The sequence below is a fragment of the Streptomyces albidicamelliae genome (genome assembly GCF_025642175.1).
GTDB classification, from domain to species: domain Bacteria; phylum Actinomycetota; class Actinomycetes; order Streptomycetales; family Streptomycetaceae; genus Streptomyces; species Streptomyces albidocamelliae.
In genome coordinates, this window is record NZ_CP106795.1 from 6012668 (window position 1) to 6035058 (window position 22391).

Annotated in this window: 18 protein-coding genes; 13 read left to right on the forward strand and 5 right to left on the reverse strand. The window is 70.2% G+C overall.

Features of this window, described 5'->3' with window-relative positions; translation table 11 throughout:
• Window positions 1-367: 367 nt before the first annotated feature.
• A complete protein-coding gene (locus N8I86_RS27560; protein WP_073890144.1) occupies window positions 368-1132 on the reverse strand; it encodes a hypothetical protein in 765 nt (254 codons plus the stop codon).
• A complete protein-coding gene (gene eccE / locus N8I86_RS27565; RefSeq protein ID WP_073890146.1) occupies window positions 1132-2502 on the reverse strand; it encodes a type VII secretion protein EccE in 1371 nt (456 codons plus the stop codon). The genes N8I86_RS27560 and eccE overlap by 1 nt, the downstream gene beginning before the upstream one ends.
• A 205-nt stretch (window positions 2503-2707) precedes the next feature.
• Between eccE and eccB the strand changes: the two genes are divergently transcribed.
• Genes eccB through N8I86_RS27590 form a run of 5 tightly spaced genes read left to right on the forward strand, consistent with a single transcriptional unit; the run spans window position 2708 to window position 8370 of the window.
• Complete coding sequence (eccB, locus tag N8I86_RS27570) at window positions 2708-4231, forward strand: type VII secretion protein EccB (RefSeq protein WP_263278936.1); 1524 nt, start codon at window positions 2708-2710, stop codon at window positions 4229-4231.
• 23 nt (window positions 4232-4254) lie between these two features.
• Complete coding sequence (mycP, locus tag N8I86_RS27575) at window positions 4255-5550, forward strand: type VII secretion-associated serine protease mycosin (RefSeq protein ID WP_404830836.1); 1296 nt, start codon at window positions 4255-4257, stop codon at window positions 5548-5550.
• A complete protein-coding gene (locus tag N8I86_RS27580; RefSeq protein ID WP_263278937.1) occupies window positions 5538-6029 on the forward strand; it encodes a hypothetical protein in 492 nt (163 codons plus the stop codon). Before mycP ends, N8I86_RS27580 begins: the two co-directional genes overlap by 13 nt.
• Complete coding sequence (locus tag N8I86_RS27585) at window positions 6023-7282, forward strand: hypothetical protein (RefSeq protein WP_263278938.1); 1260 nt, start codon at window positions 6023-6025, stop codon at window positions 7280-7282. Before N8I86_RS27580 ends, N8I86_RS27585 begins: the two co-directional genes overlap by 7 nt.
• Window positions 7279-8370, forward strand: a complete 1092-nt coding sequence (locus tag N8I86_RS27590) for a hypothetical protein (RefSeq protein WP_263278939.1) — start codon at window positions 7279-7281, stop codon at window positions 8368-8370. The genes N8I86_RS27585 and N8I86_RS27590 overlap by 4 nt, the downstream gene beginning before the upstream one ends.
• A gap of 12 nt (window positions 8371-8382) precedes the next feature.
• Here the strand turns inward: N8I86_RS27590 and N8I86_RS27595 are convergent, their stop codons facing one another.
• The 3 genes from N8I86_RS27595 to N8I86_RS27605 are packed head-to-tail and all read right to left on the reverse strand — an operon-like array spanning window position 8383 to window position 11779.
• Window positions 8383-8919, reverse strand: coding sequence for a hypothetical protein (locus tag N8I86_RS27595; protein WP_263278940.1), 537 nt, complete (start codon window positions 8917-8919; stop codon window positions 8383-8385).
• A gap of 23 nt (window positions 8920-8942) precedes the next feature.
• Complete coding sequence (locus N8I86_RS27600) at window positions 8943-11210, reverse strand: DUF6571 family protein (RefSeq protein ID WP_263278941.1); 2268 nt, start codon at window positions 11208-11210, stop codon at window positions 8943-8945.
• Between the two features lie 59 nt (window positions 11211-11269).
• A complete protein-coding gene (locus N8I86_RS27605; protein ID WP_263278942.1) occupies window positions 11270-11779 on the reverse strand; it encodes a hypothetical protein in 510 nt (169 codons plus the stop codon).
• Window positions 11780-12398: 619 nt separating this feature from the next.
• Between N8I86_RS27605 and N8I86_RS27610 the strand changes: the two genes are divergently transcribed.
• The 8 genes from N8I86_RS27610 (at window position 12399) to N8I86_RS27645 (ending at window position 22237) form a co-directional block, all read left to right on the forward strand.
• Window positions 12399-12824 (forward strand): hypothetical protein, encoded by a 426-nt coding sequence (locus tag N8I86_RS27610; protein ID WP_073890154.1) that lies wholly within the window; start codon window positions 12399-12401, stop codon window positions 12822-12824.
• Window positions 12825-12991: 167 nt separating this feature from the next.
• On the forward strand, window positions 12992-14632 hold the full coding sequence (locus N8I86_RS27615; protein ID WP_317633620.1) for a serine-rich family protein: 1641 nt from the start codon (window positions 12992-12994) through the stop codon (window positions 14630-14632).
• 99 nt (window positions 14633-14731) lie between these two features.
• On the forward strand, window positions 14732-15952 hold the full coding sequence (locus tag N8I86_RS27620; RefSeq protein ID WP_260147726.1) for a S8 family serine peptidase: 1221 nt from the start codon (window positions 14732-14734) through the stop codon (window positions 15950-15952).
• Between the two features lie 131 nt (window positions 15953-16083).
• Complete coding sequence (locus tag N8I86_RS27625; protein WP_073890157.1) at window positions 16084-16434, forward strand: WXG100 family type VII secretion target; 351 nt, start codon at window positions 16084-16086, stop codon at window positions 16432-16434.
• Between the two features lie 74 nt (window positions 16435-16508).
• Window positions 16509-16808: a WXG100 family type VII secretion target gene (locus N8I86_RS27630; protein ID WP_073890159.1), complete on the forward strand. Its 300-nt coding sequence runs from the start codon at window positions 16509-16511 to the stop codon at window positions 16806-16808.
• Window positions 16809-16924: 116 nt separating this feature from the next.
• The gene (locus N8I86_RS27635; protein ID WP_263278944.1) at window positions 16925-17896 is read left to right on the forward strand and encodes a serine/threonine protein kinase; all 972 of its coding nucleotides are present in this window, start codon (window positions 16925-16927) and stop codon (window positions 17894-17896) included.
• Between the two features lie 11 nt (window positions 17897-17907).
• Window positions 17908-20118: a serine/threonine-protein kinase gene (locus N8I86_RS27640; RefSeq protein WP_263278945.1), complete on the forward strand. Its 2211-nt coding sequence runs from the start codon at window positions 17908-17910 to the stop codon at window positions 20116-20118.
• Window positions 20119-20152: 34 nt separating this feature from the next.
• On the forward strand, window positions 20153-22237 hold the full coding sequence (locus N8I86_RS27645; RefSeq protein WP_263278946.1) for a protein kinase domain-containing protein: 2085 nt from the start codon (window positions 20153-20155) through the stop codon (window positions 22235-22237).
• Window positions 22238-22391 lie beyond the last annotated feature (154 nt).

Consider the following 22391-nt stretch of genomic DNA (forward strand, 5'->3'; position numbering starts at 1 on the left):
CTCCTGGTGTGGTCGAGCACCCTCATGCCATGCCTGGGGGGCCGACCGTTCCTGTCGTACGATTCGCCGGGCTTCCCGCCGGGGCCACTGGACCCCGGCCGCCGCGGAGCGCGCGACCCCCGGCTCGCTGGAGCGCGCGACGTGCCCTGCCCCAGCCTAATCACCAAAACCGTGGGGCAGGCAGGCCCCGCCACCCCTTCGTGGCCGTCCGACGCGTCACATCGGGCCGGAGGCCGACGCGAGACACGCGTACGTACACCGAAACGTGACGAAGACGCCCCCCGGCAGGGCCTCTTGACCACGCGATCCGTGCGAACCACGCGATAGCTCGGCAATGCCGATGAAAACGGACCAAGTTGGGCGGCGGTCAGTCCATCCGGCGTGCCACGCCCAGCAGTCCGGTCTCCGCGTCCGTCGCCCGGGTCACCACGTACTGCCGGTCCCGCTCCGTGCACCACAGCGTCACACCGTCCGGCAGCGTGGGCAGCGTCTCCAGCTCCCGCCGCGGCAGCCCCATCACGCGGCCGATCTCCGCCGCCTCGTCCGGCGACACCCGCTGCACGCCCACCAGCCGCGCCTGGCGCATCAACCGCGGCGCCACCGGGCTCAGATACGGCAGCAGCGTCAGCACGGACTGCCACGGCGCGGACACCACACGGCCGCGCGGCGGCCGCATGCCGCAGTCCCGGACCACGAGCACGGGCGTACCGGCCGAGGCGCCCTGCGGGGGCACGCGGCCGACGTCGTACACCGCGAGGCCGTTCTGGCCGCCGCCCATGGCGTGCACCATCGGCATCCAGGCCTGCGCCCGCCCCGTCTCCACGGCCACCCGCGCGCCGGTCGCCGCCGCGCGCAGCGCCATGACCTGAGCGGTCCACAGGCCGCCGATGAGCACGATGTCGTACGGCGTCGGACGGTTCACACCGAGCACGGCCGGCTGGCCCTCGGCGTTCTCGCCGACCACCACACCGTCGTCGCCGATGGGCAGGGACAGCGCGTCGGCCTGCTCGACGGGCAGGGCGTGCCGGGGGTGGCGGGGGCCCAGCAGTCCGAAGCCGGTGCGCAGCCGCTCACCGAGGCCCGGTCCCGACGGGGTCGTGCCCGCCGGGGTGGGAGAGGTCGTCATGGCCATCAGCGGGCACCTCCGAGCGGCAGGGTCGCCAGTACGCCGGGGAGTTGTTCACGGTCCAGCCGGGCGAGCCCGGTCCTGGCCTGCCGCGCCGTACGCTCCAGCTCGCGCCGCGCGTCGGTCAGCTCCTGGTTGCTGCGGCCGGTGATCCGCAGATGACCGGTGACGGTCACGTCCTGCTGCGCGCCCTTGGCCAGCGTCATGCTGAACGTCGTGGCCAGCGCGGGCACCGCGGTCAACTGGGCCACCAGCTGCGCCAGCGAGCCACCGGGGCCGCCCAGTTGGGGCCAGCGGCGCACCCAGTAGGTGGTGTGCCTGCGGTTGTCGCAGCGCCAGCTGCGGCTGGACTCCTCGGTGCGCCGCTGCGCCGTCTCGCCCCGGCCGACCTGGGCCGCCTGAGCGGTCACCATCGGGTTGGCGCAGGCGGAGGTGGCGATGGCCGCCGTCAACTCCTCCTCGGTGAGCACGTTCGCCCGGAACCCGGCGCCGGTCAGCCGGCTCGACAGGTGCTCGGCCGAACGCGCCAGGCACTTCTGCGCGCCCGTCAGGCCGCCGCCGCGCGCGGCCACCGCCTCCGGGCACAGCTCGGGGTCGAGCTTCAGCGCTATCCACGTGATGCGGACCGCGGGGGAGCCGGTCTGGGCCTGCAGCGGCGCGTAGTTGCTGACCACCACCGACTGCTGGGGGAGGTGCAGCGCGGGCGCGGGCTGCGTGTGCACGACGATCTGCGCCGACTCCAACCGGATCCCGTCGACTTCGAGGACGTCCCGGACGAGGGCCAGCGGCAGCGGTCTGCGGCTGCGCTCCGCGCGCAGCGCGTCCGCGTCCGACTCCACCTGGAGCACCGCCGTCAGGAAGCCGCCGTCGCCCACCATGCCCACCGGCCGCTGGTCGCGGTCCTCGCCGCGGCTGTAGCTGTAGGTGCGCAGGGTCGGGTCGCACTCCACGGCGGGCGCGAGCCCGGAGTCGGTGCCGGGCGGCAGCGGTGTGCTCGCGGCCCGCCGCCTGCGCGCGCGCAGCGCCAGCAGGGTGCCGAGCCACTCCGGCAGGGAGCGCCCCCGGCGCCGTACGACCGCGAGCACCACGAGCAGCGCGGCGACCACGGCGGCGGCGACCATCGCGACCATGTTCACGAGCCATCCGCACACCACGAGTGCGGCCGCGATCTCCAGCAGCACCAGCCGCTGCAGCGCGAACGAACCGCCGCGCCCCGAACGGGACTCCAGGTGCGGAGTGAAAGTGCCCTGGTAGGGCGCGGAGTTGGGCCGGGTGTCCGGCTGGGCGGAGGAAGAGCGGCGGCCACCCTGCCGGCGCGTGCCACCCGAGCGTGACCCCGATTGCGATCGCGACCGGGTCCGCGTTGCGGAAGCCATCACTCCAAAACCCCCGAACTCTCCCGAAAACCCTTGTGCTCCGGTCCCTTCAAGCCCTGAGCACCCTACCCGTGCCACAAGCACGTCCGCGCAACAGGCATAGTAGGGGCCGGGTCTGACAGTCGAGGCACCAGAGGCAACGAGGGCGGGGGACGGATCTTCACAGGTCCCCCACGGCTCCGCAACGGGGAGAGAGCGGACACAGATGGCATCACGGCGGGACGAACTCAACGCCTACACCTTCGCGAAGCGCCGCACGCTCGCGTCATTCCTCCAGCCCTCCCCCTCGGGCACCGAGGAGGGCGCCCCGAAACCGCTGGGCGCGCTCGTGCCCGGTCTCGTCGTCGGCGCCGTGGTCCTCGCGGTGTTCGGCGCCGTCGGCATGTTCAGCCCGACGGCGCCCAAGGGCTGGGACACACCCGAGGAACACGTCATCGTCGCCAGCAAGTCCACCACCCGGTACGTCGTGCTGAAGACCGGCAAGCAGACACAGCTGCACCCCGTCCTCAACATGGCCTCGGCGAAACTCCTCCTGGATCCCGACAAGGCCGACGTCATCACCGTCGACGAGAAGGTCCTCGACAGCGGCAAGCCCCCGCACGGCGCCACCATCGGCATCCCCTACGCCCCCGACCGCCTGCCCTCCTCCGACGAGGCGGAGGCCGCCAAGCGGTGGGCGGTCTGCGAGCGCCCCGGCGACGGCGGACGGGCCATCCAGAAGGCGGCGTTCGTCCTCGCGCAGAAGGAATGGGCCAGGACCGAGGGCCGCGACAGACTCACCCGCGGCGACCTGATGTACGTCGTCGGCCCCGACGGGAAGAGCCAGTACGTCGTCGACGCGCGCGGCACGGCGTACAGGATCGCCGACCCCACCGACAAGGAACTGCTCAAGGCCCTCGACACCCAGGGCCGTTCCCCGCAGCGCGTCTCCCAGGACTGGCTCGACACCCTGCGCCAGGGCACCCCCGTCTCCATCCCCAGGATCGACGGCACGCCCGGCGCGAAGGCCGGCAGCGGCAGCCTGCTGGGCGAGTACGACAAGGTCGGCGAGATCGTGAAGGCCTACGACGGGCAGACGCTCCAGTACTACGTCGTGCTGCCGGGCAAGGTGGCCCGCATCTCCGAGTTCACGGCCACGCTGCTGCTGGGCAGCGGCCAGCTGGTCGGCGTCGGCCAGGCCGGTGAGGCGCAGAAGGTCAGCCCCGGCGCCGTCGGCGACAGCACCACGTTCCAGGAGGACAAGGACTGGCCGACGTACAAGCCGAAGACGGTGAACGACGGCTCCAGCACCACCAGCGGCCGCAACACCGTCTGCAACGTGCTGCGTTCGGTCGACGCCAAGGGCACCAAGACGCTGTCCACCTGGGTGGGCACCGACTTCCCCGCCCAGCTGCCCACCGGCTCCTCCAGCGCGTACGTCACCCCCGGCTCCGGCCAGCTCTACCGGCAGTTCCAGGGCACCGAGACCGGCGCCGGCGGCGTCTTCCTGGTCACCGACACGGGCCTGCGCTACGCCCTGCAGTCCAACAGCGACAGCGCCGCCGACGACCAGGGCATCGGCACCTCCGCCAAGAAGCGCAAGGAGGAGCTGAGCGAGGCGCGGATCGCCCAGACCCACCTCGGCTACGAGAAGGTGAAGCCCACGCCCGTGCCCGTGGAGTGGTCGAGGTTCCTGCCCACGGGCCCGCGCCTGTCGGAGTCGGCGGCACGGCAGCCGCAGGGCTCCTAGCGACGGGCGGAGGAGAGGCACACATGCTGCTGAAGGCACACACGCCCGCGGCCGGGACGCCGGGACTCGCCGGCCGGATCCTCGCCGTGGCCGGCGCCGTCGTCCTCACCGCGGCGACCACGGTGGTCGCCCTCCCCGCGGCCCCGGCCAGGGCGGACGACGGCCAGTGCACGTTCCCGTCCAAGCCCTACACGGGCCGCCCCTGGGCGCTGCAGCGCGTCAACCTGGACGAGCTGTGGGCGCAGTCCACGGGCAAGAACGTCCAGGTCGCCGTGATCGACACCGGGGTGGACATCAAGAACCCGCAGCTCACCAAGGCCGTCGACGTCTCCAAGGGCCTGAACCTGCTGCCCGCGAAGAACTCCAAGGGCGAGAAGATAGAACGCGGCAACAAGACCGGCACCACGGACACCGTGGGGCACGGCACCCGCGTGGCGGGCATCATCGCGGCCCGCCCGGCGAAGGGCACCGGCTTCGTGGGCCTCGCCCCGGACGCCACGATCATCCCGATCAAGCAGAACGACGCCGAGGGCGACGGCACCGCGAACACGCTGGCCACAGCGATCAGGGACGCGGTCCGGGCGGGTGCGGACGTCATCAACATCTCCCAGGACACCGCCAACGCGCTCGACCCCAAGGACTCGGTCCTCAAGGACGCGGTCGACTTCGCGATCGGCCAGAAGGTCGTGATCGTGGCCTCGGCCGGCAACGACGGTCTCGGCGGCAACGTCAAGGTCACCTACCCGGCGTCCTATCCGGGCGTCCTCGCCGTGGCGGCGTCGGACCGCAACAACGAGCGCGCGCCCTTCTCGCAGTCCGGTGACTTCGTGGGCGTCGCCGCTCCCGGCGTCGACATGATCTCCACGGTGCCCGGCAACGGCCACTGCTCGGACAACGGCACGAGCTTCTCCGCCCCGTACGTGGCGGGCGTGGCCGCCCTGTTGAAGTCCAAGTACCCGCACTGGACGACCCGGCAGGTCGTCGCCCAGATCGAGCAGACAGCGGAACGCTCCATCCCCGGCAAGGACATGCGGGTCGGCTGGGGTGTGGTCGATCCGGTGCGGGCACTGACGGCCGTGGATCCGGCGCACCCCGTCGAGTCCCCGGCACCCGAGGACGGCGTCGCCAGGGGCGAGGCCCCGTCGGTCACTCCGCTGCACTTCGGCGAGACCGCGGAGGAGCGGAACACCAGGCTCGCGACGTACGCCGTCGTGGGCGGCCTGGTCCTGGTGGCGGGACTGGGCGGCACGGCCGTGGCCGTCCGGGACGCGCGGCGCAGGCGCGGCCGGCGGCCGGAGGCCGGTACGTGGACGCGCTGACCCAGCTGAACGTCCAGGGCCTCGTCCTGCCCGCCGTGCTCCTCGCCATGGCCTGCGTGAGGGCCGACCGGATGCGCGGCCGGCGCGCGGGCATCACCCCGTCGGCCCCGGAGATACCCGACGCCGCCTTCGTCGTCGCCCGCGTAGTCTTCGTGACCCTGGCCGACCTCGGCGTCCACACGGCCGTCCAGGGCTTCGGCGTCTCCGACGATGCCTCGTGGAACGACAGCGAGCTGACGAACGCCGTCCACCGGGCCACGGACGAACCGGACGGCCACCGGTTCCGGACGAACGAGGCGGGCAGCCCCCTCCACTTCGACGACTACGCGTCGCTGACCGAGGACAAGGTGGTCCACGACGAGGGCGGCGACGCCCCCGAGACCGGCGTGGCCGTCACCCCGGCCGTCGGTGACACGGCGGCCGGCGACACGGCCGTCGGCGGCTCCTTCACTGCGACGGTCCGGGAGGGCGCGTGCTGACCACCGTCAGGAAGGCGACGGCACGCATCCCGAGAAGACTGCGCCTGCCCTTGGCGGGGGCCGTGGCTCTCGCGGTGGCCGCGAGCGGTTTGACGTTGGCCTGGCCGGACGAGGGTGGCCATCTCACGGCCAACCGGGCCCAGTTGAGGCGTGCGTGCGGTGGCCTGCTGCCGTACGGTGAACTGGCCGGACGGGTTCCGGATGCGGTGCGGGGGAAGCTGGACCAGTACGGCACCCTGCTGCAGCCCGGCGAGGAGAGCCGCTCCCTGCTGAACTGCACCCTGGACTGGCAGGGCCACGGGGGTGTGCACGTAGAGGCGGCGACACTCGTCAACCACCTCCCGTACGAGCTGAAGACCGAGGACCTCCTCGCACCGGGACACGAGGCCCCCGGCGTGACCGGCCGCGACAGCGACGACGAGGGCCGGCTCTGGGTCGTCGCCGAGTGCCCCGCAGGCCTGACCGGTCGGGCGCGCCCGTCGACGCAGATGTATGTCTCCGTGGGAATGGACAAGGCGTCCGTCCGCACCCGGTTCCGCATCGCTGTCGAGGTCGCGGCCGGCATCGCGGAGCGGGAACACTGCGGCTCGGCGGCCGCGCTTCGGCCCCCTACCCGGGTCATCGACACGTACGAGGAGCACGACGCCGACGGGGGCCCGGTCGACTCGGGCGACTACGGCTCGGTACGCGTCGAGGAGCCGGGCCGGGGCATCGGGAAATGCCGGTGGATGACGGCGAGGAGGCGCGCAGGATCGGCACCTCTGCGGGGCACCTGGACCGCGACCGGCGACCTCCAGCGGTCCCGCCTGCTGAGCGTCTGCCGGGCCGAGCGCTGGAACGACGACAGGAGCGCCTACACCGACCCGCAGCCCGCCCCGCTGGAGCCGGTCACCGCCGACGCCACCAGCTGGGCGGGCGACCTGGGCCGCAGCGCGTACCGCGACTACGAGCGCGACGGCGAGTACCCCGGTTTCGACGACCGGCCGGACACCCTCACCGACACGGACGCCACGCTCGCCCTGTGGGCCCGGTCGGAGTGCGCGGCCGGGCCGACGTACCACCGCGTCTCGATGCGCCCGAACCTGGACGAAGCGATGGACGGGGCCTCCCGCCTCAGCCGAACCCAGCGCACACAGATGTCCACACACGTACGCCAGTTGATGAAGGCCTACCTGTCCGCGCCCGAGGGATGGCCGAAGGCGCAGCACTGCCACGACACCGAAGTGCTGGGCGAGGTGGAGCAGTGGACGTGAGACGCAGACGGATCATCCGCAACACGGCACTCGGGTCGGTGGCGGCGCTGCTCGCACTCGGCGGCGGTCTCTGGCTGTACGGGGAGAACGACCGCGCGGTGGCGCGCGCCTGCGGGGGGATGCTCCCCCTGGCCGACGTGCGCGCGGTGCTGGGGAGCGGTCACCTCGAGGTGAACAGCAGGTCCGGCGACGGGATCGACACCTGCCAGGTGGATGCCGAGGCCGACGGCGGCGGCGCGAAGGTGGCCATCGTCGACACCGGGCGCATCGGCGCGAACGGCTGGCTCTCCGTTCCCCTCGCCGGTGGCTCCACCGGCGACACGCTGCCGGTGCCGGTCGGGCGCGGCTGGTCCGGCCTCCTCGCCGCGGACTCCGACGACGGCAGAGCGACGACCACGCTCACCCTGCGGTGTGCCAAGGGCAGCAGGCCGGGGCCGGCGGGCAAACCGGTCGAGGGCCTGACGGTGACGGTGGAGACGGACCTCGGCGGAACACTGGACGACCCCGCCAACCGCCCGGCCCACCTGCGTATCGCCACGGGCACGGCGAAGAAGGCGGCCGACGCGTACGGCTGCGTGACCCGCCCGGGCCGGACCCCGCTCCCCACGGTCGGACTCCCGGTCTCGCAGGAGGAGTTCGAGCCCTTGTCCACGGCGACCGGCACCTGCGCCGGCATCCCCCGCGCCGCCGGTGTGACCACGGCCCGCGAGACGGCACGCGCCGGAGCCCCCTGGGAGTCCTGCATCCTGGGGGACGACGGCCTGGGCCACCACCGCTACTCCCTGCAGGCCTACTTCGGGCCGTACGCACAGCGCCTCAAGGCCGGCTACGCGGAGGAGCACTACGCCTCCGACCCCACCCCGGCCGACGCACCCAAGGGCCGGCTACGTCAGGACGGCTCCTACTGGGGATCCGCGCCGTGCCCGGCGGACGGTGCCGAGCGGGCGGTGTTCGTGGTCCGCCGCGACGGCTCGGGGGCCGAGACGCGGGTGCCGGAGGCCGAGCGCGCGTACGCGAGGAAGGCACTGCGGGCCTTCGCGGCACACTCGGCACGCGGACGGGGCTGCGGCGCGTCGGTGACACCCTGACGAGCGGGACCGCTACCGGCAGGCACCCGACCGTTCCACGGCCCTGGTGTAGGCGGTGATCAGCTTCTTCATGGCCGCCGCGTCCTCGTGCTTGGAACCGGTGGCCTGAATGGCCGTGTACAGGACCTGATCCTTGTCGTTGCGGCAATCCTGTGTCTTGCCGAAGGCCTGGTTCCCCGAATAGGCGAAATGCCCGTCGTCGGTCTGGTGGTCCAATTCGTCGAGAGTCATCCCCTGGGCGAACTCGAACACCGTCATGTCGTTCCACCACTCCTGCGCGGTGTAGACGATCCGTTTGCCGTCCACGGAAACAGCGCACCGAGTAGCGGTCGAGGAGTCGACCGTCTTCTTCGTCGCGACCTTCTCGCCCGGTGGGAGGAATTTCGACAGTTCTTCCGAGTCGACGGTGGTGCCGCACAGCGAACGGGGCGTGGTGTACGCGCGTTCCCGACCGTTCTCGCTACAACCGGTAACTGCGAGAAGCAGAACGGAAACTGCAACAGCGGCCCCCGCGTGACGGCTGCGGCGGGTGAAAGAGGTCGGTTTCATGGGTTCTCGCAACTAGTGGGGGTTCAGGAAGTCGTGGTGCTGCCGGGCGCCTGTCCCTGCAGGATGGCGCGAGCGTTGATGTAACCCTGACGGGATCCCTCTCGTGACCAGGTTCCAATGTCGTCCGAGTTCGCCAAGTGGTACTTCTCGGCGGCGGTCTCGGCCCCCAGAGAGACGTACTCGTTGTTCCTCGTCAGGCCCGCCTGCCAACGGTTCCCCATCGCGTCCGAGGCGTCTTCAAGGGCATGCCCTTCTGCATCCTTGAAAACGCGCTCCAGCACTACGCTGGTAACGGTACCCGCCGCACCTCCGGCGGCCGCGCCCACCCAGGGGGTCGCTACGAAGGATGTCCCGACTCCGACGACCGTGCCGACTCCGCCCGAGATCCAGTTCTTTCGCTGGGACACGCTGTAGTCGTACGCGTCGTCCTTCTCGCCGGCCGGCTTCGCGATCTCCTCCTGCCGACCGAGGCCGAGGACGCCGGAGACCTCACCGGAGTGCTGGGAGATGTACCTGACCGTGGTCTCCTGATCTTGAGAGAACCGCTGGTCCGCCGGGAGGTCCGGATCGAGGTGGTAAGCCATCAGTTTGGACATGTAGGCTTCTTGGCCGACTTCGACGGCGGCGTACCCTGCTGGGTTCTGACCGATGGCGAAGAGGAACTTGCTCACGTCCCGATGTTGGACTCCCGAGTCGGCACCCGCGACCGGATAGAGCTTCTCGATCTGAGCCCAGTCGTCCGAGTCCCTGCTCACGTCGGTCGTCGCCCGATTGATGTCCGGAAGGTACTCGGAAGCGATCTGCCCCATGCTGTCGGACATGTAGTCGCGGCCCGTGAGTCGTTCCGTGTCGTCTCCCACAGAGGAAACGATGGCGTTGAACAGTTTGGCCTGCTCGGCGTTGTGTGTCGGAGTGTCGAGCGTGGGGATCTCGCCCGCGGGATGCCCGGTCGTAGCCGCCTCCAGGGCTGAGGCCAGGTTGTTCCGTCCGTCGTCGCTTCCGTCGCCGCTGAAGTCGTTCTTGATCGCCTGAGGCCAGTGGCGGTCTTCGAACAAGTACTTGAAGTTGGAGACCGCGTGCTTGTGGTCGCCGTCCTTGGGGATGAAGTCGTCGTTGAAGAACTCGGTAGCCGCGTCCGGACTGTTCGAAAGCCCCTTCAGATACCCACCGAGTGGATCCCAACCCGTGTCACCGCCCATACGGTTGAGATAGGGGTCGAATCCCATCTGCTGCCAGGCGGTGTGGATCCCGTCGCCGGTGAACTTCCGCTCCGTCTGCATCAGACGTTTGCCGTAGTCGGTCATGAAGGAGTCGTCGTAATCGCCCGCGCGCATGAGGTTACTCATGATCTGGAATCCCAGCACGTTCCCTCGGATGCCGACCTGCTTGGGGCCCATCTCGATCATGTCGTGCTTCCACGTCGTCATCTTGACCGAGTCGCTGTGGCTCGCCGTGGCCAACGTCATGCTCAGGTTCTTCTGCAGGTCGCCGAGCTGCTCACGACGCTCCCGAGTGAGATCGGGGTTCACCTGCGAATCCGCCACTCCGGCCCAGAACTCCAGAGTCTTCTTGGGACCCAGGGCAGTGGCGAAGCGCTCAGCGAACAGCGGATCGTCGTGGTACTTCTTCAGGCCGGAGTTCAGGCGGTCGAACTCCTCAGGCGTGAGGTCCTCAGGGTCTTTCGCGAGTTCGGCCAGCTTGTCGGCCTCGTCCAAAGCCGCCTGCGCGGCGTCCCGGTCCTTGTAACTGGCGTCGGAGAACCCCATGGCCGTCTGGTCGACGATCGCCTTCAACACCTTCTGGGCCGATGTGTCGCTGTCAGTGGCCTTCCGCAGGATGTCTTGCACTTCGTTACGCAGAGCTTCGACGTCATTCTCATCGTGCTCAGGGACCGTCGTGCCTTTGGCGGCTCGGTCAGGGTGAATGTTCATGGTGACCGTGAACGAGCCCTTACCGGTGTCCATCACGGTCAGATTTTTCTTGAGACCGCGTTCGATGGCTGCGTTGAGGTCCTTGTGATACTGCTTCAGCTCTCCGACGGTGTCGCTGAGGATGCTGTGGACCGTCTTGGCCTGCGTGTGGGCGTCGGTGAACTCGCCGGCCGTTTTGCCGATGAACTCCTTGGTGACCTGAGCGTTGATGCCGGCCCAGTTGGCGGTGTTGGCCGCGTGATGCAGACCCTCTTCGGCCTGCTTCTTCAGGTCTTCGAGGTTCCTGATCAGCGTCGCCCAGTCAGTGATCGCCTCGTCGATGGACGAGAAGCTGGCGAAGCGCAAGGTGTCGAGATCCACAGGTGCAAGTCCTTAGCGGGGGAGTCGGGAGGGGTGGGGCGAGTGCGCGGTCAGCGCCGTCAGCCGCCGGGCTTTTCTCCCTTGTCCTGCTTGCCGTAGTTGTTCTTCGCGCCAGGCTCGCCGACCCGCTCGTCGAAGCCGGCGTCCAGCGCATCAATGCTGCTCATCTGCCGCTGGATGTAGTGCTCGTCGCCCGCATGCACCTTCTTGGTGGTCTGCATGTGGTTCGAGATCTGGGCACAGGCGTCCATGAGGGACTTCAGCTGTTCGTCCCAGCGGTTGGATACGTGCTGCAGGCCGCTGCCCAGGTCGAAGCCCTGGTTCGTCAGGTTGCCGGCTGCCGAGTCGCTGCTGGAGATACTGACGCGCGCCTTGTCCCACAACTGGTTGTACAGTTCGTGCGCACTCTTGCCGATTTTCACCAGATCGCCATGGCCGACCTTGAGGTCACCCGTTTTGCTGGGCACCACGTACGGTCCGTAGGTGCCGCCCCCGTCCGGCACGCTGTTCAGCTGCATGCTCGTCGGTTCGTGCTTGGCTTTGAGCTCTTCCCACTCGTCCCAGGCCATGGGTGAAATCTTCCCCCTCGCGTGCGGCCGACAGGCCCTCACGTTCACGCGCGTGCTGTTCTGACGCTTCGATGATGGTTGTCAATCAAGCTAGCAACCCGATCCCGGGGAAATGAGGACCATGTCCGATGTGGGTCAATTGTTGAGTGTGAAGGTTCCCGACAGGGGAGTGCCGCTGCGTGGTCACTCTGGGCCAGCGTCCGACTGAACTCACGTAGGCGGGTGGGGTCCTCGTTCGGGTGAAGAACAACTCGTGGAGCCCGCACGGGTGTTGCCAAGAGTGGACCACCGACCAGGTGTGGAGATTCCATGGAGATCCGAGACCTCGTGATCCGGCACTCGACGAGCCGCCTTGCAGAAGGACCGTTGCAGCAGGGCCTCTTGGCGGGCCGTCACATGTGTGTGTTCGCTGCGAACCGGCAAGTCGGGCAAACCATGGCACCGGAGCCGGTCTCGTAACCGAGTTAACACACATGCTTGGTTGGACCGGTTGGGCAGGTTGACTAGAGTGGTAAACGCGTTGTCAGGCGCGGCTCGCTTTGCGATCGTACGGCGAGCGAGTAACGCCCCTCGACCTGGTCGGGCCGATGGGTGTACGGGGAAAACGGGGAGGAGCGTCGTGCTTCCGGAAGACATGGTCGGGGGCGTGTCGGCGGCGAACCTGGAGGCCAGCGGTGACGCGCTGAAGAAGTTCGTCAAGCGGGTCGACGGGGTCCTGCAGAATCTCGAGAAGTCGCCGGGCGCTCCGACGCGGCTTCACGATCAGTCGATCAGGCAGGGTGCTCTCAGCAGCACGGGCGGGACCTTCCACGAGGCCGACGCCCTGCACAAGACGTTCAACGCGGTGCACGAGAGGCTCACCAACCTCTCCAAGACGCTGCACCTGCAGATCGAGGCGCTGGGCATCGCGGTCCTCGGGGCCAAGGGGACGTTCGATGACCTTGAAGAGGACCAGCGGCGGCGGTTCTATGCGATTCAGGCGGAGATCCGCCAGATCGAGGGCGCGAAGGCCAAGCGTGCGAACGAAACCACGGGGGTGAAGTGACGATGGCTGACGGCCACAAGGACGACCTGGACAGGGTCTCATCTCAGAACACCTTCACGGATCTCGCTCGGGGCACCTCCGAGCATCCGCATCGAGGCGGCTTCCTCGGGGATTTCATAGACGGCGCCATTCGCGGCGCGGCGCAGGGCACTCCGTACAAGGAGGCCATGGTCAGGCGTACGGAGTTCGACGACTACGACCTGAACGCGATGCTCGATCTGGTCGACAAGACGAATCCGGAGGATCTGGAGTCCTCCGGTCGCGCACTCTGGGACGCACGCGACGCCATCAAGGTGGCGGCCGACGAGCTCAAGGGGCAGTTCGAGACGGTCCCTTGGGTCGGAAAAGCGGGCGATGACTTCCGGACCTGGGGGACCGGTCTCGTGTCGAGCACATACGACCTGAGTAGCTTCGCGGGAGGCGCGGGCGACCAGATCACTGCGGCCGCTGTCGGACTGGCATCCGTTCGTAAGGCCATGCCGGCGCGTGACACGCAGTCGAGCCGGAAGCGCCCCGAACACTTCACCGAGGCCGAGAAGGCAGCGAACAAAGAGGATTACACCGCTGCCGTAAAGGTGGAGAAGGACCGTCAAGAGGCGATCAACCAGATGAACCGGTTGGCGTCGTACTACGCGGTGTCCAAGGAGCAGTTGCAGGTCCTGGACTCCAAGGCGCCCACGTTCAAGGACGTACCGGAGATGGGCGTACCCAGGCCGGCCACGTATGCGCACGACCCTGGTGCCGCTTCCGGTCGGTCCGTCGCGGACGACTCCGCAGGGGCGTCCTCCGGTTCGGTCGGGACGCATCACACGACGATCGCGCCGACGAGTCACGGCAGCGTGCACGACACCGGCGGCAGCACGCCGGCTCCCACGCACCAGGTGCCCGGCCATGTGCCGCCGCGCGTCGACGAGCCGGTCGGCACGCACATCGACAGCACCGGCACGCTGCCTCCGCCCACGACGACCGCACCCGGTCCCACCCACACCCCTCCGGTCACGGGCACGCCGCCCACGAGCGGCGGCCAGCCCAACGTGTTCCCGGGCCCTGTCGGGACCCCGCTTCCCGGCGGCCGTACCACGGGGCGGCCTCTCAACGGCACGGGTGGATACCGCACCCCGCCGTCCGCGCAGGGCCGCGCGGGTACGTCCAACCTGGGCAACCCCGGTTCCGGCCGCGCCACGGGCCAGGGGCCCGCGAACCAGATGGGTCGCGCCACGTCGACCGGCCAGTCCACCGCCAGGGGCGCCACGTCCGGGTCGAAGTCCACGCCCATGGGCCGGGGCATCTCCGGCGGTACACCGCGAGCCGGTGGCACGGGGGCGTCGCGCACGGGCGGCGGGCCGTCCACCGGGGCGGGCCGGTCCAACGGAGTCGTCGGCGGCCGGCCCACGAACACGGGCGGTGCGTCGTCCAAGAGCGGGGCCAGGATCCCTCGCGGCACGGTCGTCGGCGGTGAGCAGGCCGCCAACTCGCGCTCGGTGAACGGGCGAGTCGGGCAGCGGGGCGTCTTCGGAGCGTCGGAGGCCGCGGGGCGACCCGCCTCGAACACCACCGGTTCGCACGGCCGTACGGGAACGTCCGAGTCCGTCACCGGCAGGCCGACCGGGCGCAACTCCTCGGCCGGAGCCGAGCGCAACGGCATGACGCGTGGGGGTTCCGGCCTCGTGCGCGGGCCCGGCCGTGACGGCAAGCCCAGGGAGGAGAAGGACGCGGAGGGAACTGCGCGTCCCGACTACCTGGTCGAGGACGAAGAGACACATCTGCCCAACAAGCCCCGGCGTGATGTACCGCCGGTGGTCGACTGAGCGCGAGCGAGGACAGCGAAAACGATGAAGTCAGGGACCAGCCGACGAGCCGGGCGGGCCACGTTCCACGGAACGCGCGGTCGTGGACGAGTACGCGCTGTGACCGCGGTCGTCGGCGCCCTGGCCGCCGTCACCGTGGGCCTCGCCCCGCATGCCGCCGCGTACGACGAACAGTCGAAGCAGTGGTACCTCGGCGAGATGGAAGCCGAGACCATGTGGAAGGTGAGCACGGGGAAGGGCGTCAAGGTCGCGGTCATCGACACCGGCGTGAACCCCAACACGCCGTCGCTGAAGGGACAGGTCCTGGCGGACGAAGTCCCCAAGGCCGTTGCCTACAAGGCCACGGACGACTACGGCAGCCACGGCACCAGCATGGCCGAGTTGATCGCCGGTACGGGGGCCGGCGGAGGCCTGAAGGGCCTGGCACCCGGAGCGAAGATCGTTCCCTACCGCGTTGAACTCGAAGGCCTCAAGGGGGAGGCGGAGAAGGAGAAGACCCCTGAGCCCGACCAAGCCGTCAGGGCAGCTGCTGACACGGACGCCAAAATCATCAACATCTCTTTCGGTGGCATGACCACTGACAAGGATGAAGCGGCGATCAAGTATGCGGCGTCCAAGGGTAAATTGGTCATTGCTGCAGTGGGAAACAACGCGGGTCCAGGGGAGAGCGGCGTCATCGACTACCCAGCCGCGTTTCCGTACGTTATCGGAGTCGCCTCCGTCAACAGGTCCTTCTCCGTGTCGAAGTTCTCGTCCTACGGAAGCTATGTCGACCTCGCGGCTCCCGGTGAGGGTTATCCCGGTTGGTGTGACGCCACCTTCCGTTCCTACTGTGACAACCGTCATGGCACGAGCCCGGCAGCCGCGCTCACTTCAGCCGCTGCGGCCCTCATCTGGTCGGCTCATCCCGACTGGAATGTGAACCAGGTGGTGCGATCGATGATCGACACTGCCGGTCGTAGGAACCCGGAGAAGGGGCCGAGCAAGTACATCGGTTACGGGATGATCCGCCCCCGCCTGGTCCTTAAAAACCCGCACTACAACCCCGGCCCGGCAAACGTCGACCCCCTCGCGAAGGACAACGGCGGAGACCTCCTCGCCAAATCCGGCACAAAGCCCTCACCCACCCCTTCCGCCAGTGCATCAACCGCGTCACAAGCCCCCGAAAAGGCTTCTGGCGGGGCGACTTCGGCGGCAGGATCGAGTGCGGAGTCGTCGAACGACAGCAACACCCTGTGGATCGCGCTCGGCGCCGCCGCCGCGGTCATCGTGATCGGCGGTGCGGGTGTGGCCGTCATGCGGGCACGACGTGCCAGGTGACGTCGTCAGCCGTCTGTAGCCCCGCGTTCTCGGAGCGGGCGTGCAGTACGCGCTCATCGCCGCAGCGCACTGAGCAGCGGTGAGCCGAGACAGTTGGACGCAAGAGACACACAGAGAAAGGGCGGGCTGACATGGCCGGCAACAAGCAGAAGCTCGAAGACGCACAAGTAGTCCATCTCGAGAAGCAGATGGTCGAGAAGTACGAGGGCATCCAGAAGCGGGTGCACGGGCTGCAGGGCGTCATCGACGGCCTCGAGGGCCAGTGGCACGGTATCGGCCGCGCCGCGTTCGACCGCAAGCAGTACGAGATCAACGAGTCGCTGCGCAACATCGGCAACATCCTCGGTGACGTCATCGAGGCGATGACCGCGACCCGCAACATCAAGGACAGCAAGGAGGACGAGGTGCGCGCGGCGGTCGCCAAGATCGACCTGCAGGACGGCGCGCCCACCGTCCCCACGTCTGCCCTCAACTCCTACTGAGTCGAGCGAGACACCGCATTCCGCCGGGCAGCCGGCATCCACAGACACACAGCAGTGAGACGAGGTAGAGACGCATGGCCAACAACGCTGACGGTCTGTCAGTCACTTATGACGGGCTCGACGTCGCCGCGACCAAGATCGGTAACGAGGCGAGCCAGCTCGAGCAGGATCTGCAGGAGCTGCGCAGGCTGGTCGTGAGCAGCCTGCAGTACTGGGAGGGCCAGGCCCAGGACACCTTCAACGAGAAGCTGGGCCGCTGGGACAAGGAGGCGAACGACATCCACCAGGCGCTGACCGGCATCGGGCACGTCGTCGCCCAGTCCGGCGGTACGTACATGGAAGGCGACAAGAAGGCCGCCAGCTACTTCCGGTAGGCCGCGGCTCGTAGCAACAACTCCAGGGTGGGCGCGCGCGGGAGGCGCCCACCCTGTCGTCGGCCCAGGGCCCGGCGGAAGTGGCCGCTCCCGCGACGACGAGGACTGGGAAACACGTGCACCCGACAGGCGCGGCCGTCCGCGAGGCGCAGCAGGGCCCTGCCGCACGCCGGGTCGGCCCCTACGTCCTGCTCACCGGACTGGACGACACCCACAGCGGCGTCCCGGTACCCGAGCGGCGGTACATCGCCCGCAGCGACGACGGCGAGCACACGGTCCTCCTCGGTGCCCCCCTCCCCGGCGCCGATCACCAGCGCTTCCTGGCCGAGGCCGAGACCTCCCGGTACCTCCTCGGCCGGTTCATGGCACCCGCCACCGCGTGCGCCGGCCCCGGGGAACCTGCCTGGCACGCGCGCCCGTATCTCCCCGCGCTCCCCCTGCCCACCGTTCTCGCCGTACACGGCGGGCCCCTTCCCGAGCGGACCGTCAGGGCGCTGGGGGCGGCTCTGGCGGAGGCGCTGGCCATCGCGCACGGGCAGGGCCTGGCGCACGCCGGGGTCTCTCCCGCGGCCGTACTGGTCGCCGCCGACGGACCCCGCCTCACCTGCTTCGGCGCGGCCCGGGCAGCCGCTCCGGAAGGCACCCCGCGCTCCGGTCTGCCCGGACTGGAACCGGGCAGCCTCCCGCCCGAACAGGCGGCCGGCGGCCGACCCCGTCCGCTGGGAGACGTCTACGCACTCGGCGCCACCCTCGCGTACGCCGCCACCGGCCACACGACGCCCGAGAGCACCGAACTGCCGCCCGCGCTGCGGACGATCATCGGTCGCTGCCTCTCGCGCGACCCCGGGAACCGGCCCCAGCTGGTGGAACTGCTCGACGTCTGCACGCCCGAGTCGGCTGATGCCCCCTCCGCACCACTCGGGGCGGCGACCGAGGCTCCCGACGCGGGGTTCGCGACCGCAGTCGCCGCATCGTTCGGTGCGGGCTGGCTGCCGGGACGCGTGATCGCCGCCCTCGCCCATCAGTCCGCCGCCGTACTCGCAGCCGACATCCCGCGTGCCGCCCCGCCCGCCTCCCGCCAGGACTGACGACCCCACGTATGCCCACTCCGCTCACTCACGACGACCCGCACGCGTTCGGGCCGTACCGCCCGGTCGTCCGCCTCGGCAGCGGCGGCATGGGCACCGTCTATCTGGCACGCTCCCGGGGCGGACGGACCGTCGCGGTCAAGACGATGCACGCCGGCATCGCCTCGGACCCCGCCGCCCGCAGCAGGTTCCGGTTGGAGGCCGACGCCGCCCGTGTCATCGGCGGGCAGCACGGGGCCGGGGTCGTGGACGCGGACACCCGGGCCGCAACACCCTGGATCGCCACCGAATACGTGCTGGGCCCGCCCCTCGACGAGGCGGTCCGGACGGCCGGGCCGCTGCCCGAGACGACCGTGCGCGCCCTCGGAGCCGCCCTGTGCGGGGCGCTGGGCCGACTGCACGGATCGGAGGTCGTCCACCGCGATCTCAAGCCGTCCAACATCCTGGTCACGGCCTACGGCCCGAAGGTCATCGACTTCGGCATCGCCCGTGCGGTCGGCGACGACCGTCTCACCTCGGTCGGCGCCGCCGTCGGCACCCCGGCGTTCATGTCGCCGGAGCAGGCGAGCGGCGAGGACCCCACATGGCCCAGCGATGTGTTCGCGCTCGCCGGAGTGCTCGTCTTCGCCGCCACCGGGCGCGCTCCGTTCGGGCAGGGTCAGCCCGCCGACCTGCTCTACCGCGTCCGGTACGGCGAGCCCGACCTGAACGGCGTCCCCGACGCGCTGGTGCCGCTGCTCGGCCGCTGCCTGGACAAGAACCCGTTCCGGCGGCCCTCCACCTCGGAGCTCGCCGCCGAACTGCACGACGGCAACGGCGAGTTCGCCGAGCACCTGCCGGACCCGGTGCTCCAGGAGATCGCCCGCCGTGCCACCGAGGTCTGGCAGATCACCCCTCAGCGGCTTGCCGCACCACGTCAACCGGACCCGGAAGCAAAGGCCGTACCGGCCGCCCGGCCGGCCCGTCGCCGGCTGCTGCTGGCAGGAGGCGGACTGGCGGTCGGCGCGGCGGCCGTCGGGGCGGGAGCCTGGGCGTGGAACCGGCGTACCGCACCGGAGCCGGAACCACCCGCGCCGGGTCCCAGCAACAGCCGGCTGCCGAAGAAGAAGCTCGACTCGCTCTGGCAGCTGCAGGTCGCCGATCCGCCGTACGGAACCGTCCCGCCCGCACAGCCGCTCGCCGTGGGAAACCTGGTCTCCGTGGTGGCCGGCAAGGGGCTGGGCGGCATCGACGCCGCCTCCGGGACCGTGCGATGGACGTCCGACCGGATGGAGATCCACTGGCAGGTGGCTACCGACGGCGACCGGCTCGTGCGGATGGTCGCGCCACCGGGATCCGACGGCAACGCCGGAAAGCCCGGCGGATTCCCGCTCCTCCTCGCCTCCGTCGACCTCGACTCGGGCAAGGCGACCGATCCCTTCGCACGGCTGACGGACTTCAACGGTGTGATCACGCAGAACCAGGTGCTGTGCACGGCCGACGGGGTCGTGTACGCGGCGGCGGGCGCGGGGAAGTACGACGACTACTTCCTGGCCTCCCAGTCCTGGTCGGTCTTCGCCGTCGACATCGGCACCGGGAGGAAGCTGTGGACCAAGCCGCTGCCCCCGCGGCCGGACCGTACCGACCGCCTCCACTTCCTCGCGGCGCACGTCGTCGGCGACAGCCTCGTGGCACTGCAGGAGACCGACGACGGCAAGGTCCGCGCCGTCGTACGCGACACCCGGACCGGAAGTGTGCGCTGGGAGCGGCCACTCGACGGCGTCGTACCCCGGCGGGTCCAGCTGCCGATGGCCACGGACGCCCAGCACCTCTACGTCGGCACCGGACGCCTGCAGGCGCTGCGGTTGAGCGACGGCACCCGGGTGTGGGACTCACAGGTGCGGCGGCCCGGCCGCACGTACGGCCCGCCGACGGTCAAGGGCGGTGTCGTCTACGCCGTCGAGAAGGGCCTCGGCCTCGTCGCCTTCGAGCCGGGCGACGGACGGCCGCTGTGGGAGGAGAGGGGCGGCGGGGGAGCGGACGCCGACCTGTCCGCGTCGCCGGTGATCGGCACCGACCACGCGTACAGCAGGCGCGCCTCGGCCCTCTGGGCCGTCGACCTCGCGACGCGCACGCCCACGGCCTCCTACCGGACCACCGGTGACCGCTTCCTCGCCCAGGAGAAGGCCCGGGTGACCCTCGCGCTCGGCGGCAGGTTCCTCGCGGCCTTCCCCCTCAAGTGAACGTTCCGATGACGAGACGAGAAGGCGGTCGGCGATGAGACCCCTGGGAGTCGGCGACCCCGTCAGGCTCGGGCCCTACCGCCTCCTCGGCGTCCTGGGCGAGGGCGGCATGGGCAAGGTGTACGTGGGCGAGGACGGCACGGGAACCGTCGCCGCGATCAAGGTGCTCCGCCCGGAACTCGCCCACGACGGCCATCTCGCGCAACGATTCGTGCGTGAGGCGCTCGCCTCACAGGCGGTACGCAGCCCGGGCGTGGCCGCCGTGCTTGGCGCGCAGACCGAGGGCGGGCGCCCCTGGATCGCCACCGAGTTCCTCGCCGGCCCGACCCTGGACGAGGCGGTCGACACGCACGGGCCGCTCGACGAGACGGGCGTGCGCGCCCTGGCGGCGTCGATCGCCCGGACCCTCGCGGACGTCCACGCCGCGGGTTTCGTACACCGTGACCTCAAGCCCCAGAACATCGTGCTGACGTCGACCGGGCCCCGGGTCATCGACTTCGGCATCGCCCGCCCGGAACACGGCCTGACGCTCACCACCACCGGGCAGATCCCGGTCACGCCGGGGTACGGCGCCCCCGAGCAGGTCCTGGGGCAGCGCGTGACGCCCGCCGCGGACGTGTTCTCCCTGGGCGCCGTCCTCGTCCACGCCGCCACCGGCGGGCGGGCGTTCGAGGCGGGGCACGTGGCCGCCGTGCAGTACGAGGTGGTCCACGGCGAGCCGCGCTGGAACGGCCTGTCCCCCCAACTGCACGCGCTCGTCGCCCCCTTGCTGGCCAAGGACGCCGCCGCGAGGCCCGGGCCGGCCCGGATCGTCACGGCGTTCGCCCCGCCGCGGAACAGCGACCGGGTGTGGCGGCGCGGCCCGGTCGCGGACGCGATCAGGGAACGCGAGCGGCAGGTACGCCGGCTCACCGCACCCCCCGCGACGGGCACGGTGACGACCGTGACGAGACGGCGCCTGCTCACCGGCCTCGCCACCGGTGGCACGGTGCTCGCGGCGGGCGGCGGTACGACCGCGTGGTGGCTGCTCCGGCAGGAGCGGGCGGACCGCGCGGCCGACCCGTTCCGGATCCCGCCGGCCGTGCGGACGCCCGAGGCCCGCCTGCTGTCCGCGGACGACGGTGACTTCGTCGTCGGCGGGTCACCGAAAGCGCTGTGGCGCGCCGACGTGGGGGCGGACCCCGACTCCCGCGACCCGCTGCCGGTGCGGGACGTCGTCGTGATCGGCGTGTACGGCGGAGTCGGCGCGTTCAACGTCGTCGACGGCAAGAAGCGGTGGCAGGTACAGGATCTGCTGCCGGGCCACTACCTGTCCCTCTCCGACCGCCTGGTCGTGGCCCTGGACACCGACGGCACGGTGCGTACGTTCGTCCCTTCCACGGGGCGGGCCAAGTGGACCGCGGACGCCGACGCGGCGGCCCTGCTGGCCGCGGACGACGAGGCCGTCTACGTCATGACCAAGGACCACCGGCTGCGCAGTGTGGGCCGCGCCGACGCCCGGATCCGGTGGACGGCACGGATCCCGCCGGAGTTCCGCGGCAGGATCTCGGTGCGGGCCGCCGTCGACAGCGGCCGTCTGGTGCTGGCGACGGTCGACGGTCACCTGCTCGTGGTGGCGACACGCGACGGCAGCGAGGCGTGGAGACACCTCGACCAGGCGAAGGACGCGGCGCTCAGCCCGGTCGCCCGGGACGGAGTCGTGTACGTCAACGGCAGGACACTGGCCGCACGCCGGATCACCGACGGCACGAGGATCTGGTCCAAGGAGACCAGGGACATGTACCGGGCGCCCGCGGAGTGGGGCCCGCCCACCGTCTCGGGCGACTCCGTCTACGCGCTCGCCGGCATGTTCCCCGAACGCCGCGACACCGGCGACGGCGGCAAGAAGTGGACCGCCCGCAGCGACGCCAGTGGCGACAGCAGGATTCTCCTCCAGGGCACCGGGGTGTGGATGATCGACCACGCCTACAAGACCGACGTGAACGCCGTCGACGTGGAGACCGGCGACGGAGGCTTCACCTACCGACTGCCCGACGCCGAACACCATGGGATCGCGGTCGGCGGCAACAGGGCGTTCGTCAGGAACGACGCCCTGCTCTGCGCGCTGCCGGTCTTCTGAGCCGGGAGACCAGGGCTCAGGCGCACTGCTCCGACGCGGACACCGAGTCGGTGAACTCGGTGATGACCTTCTCCATGGCCGCCGCACCCGCCGTCCCGTGCTCCTCGCGGACCGTTCCGAAGACGACGTGACCGTCCTTGCCCCGCTTCGCGCT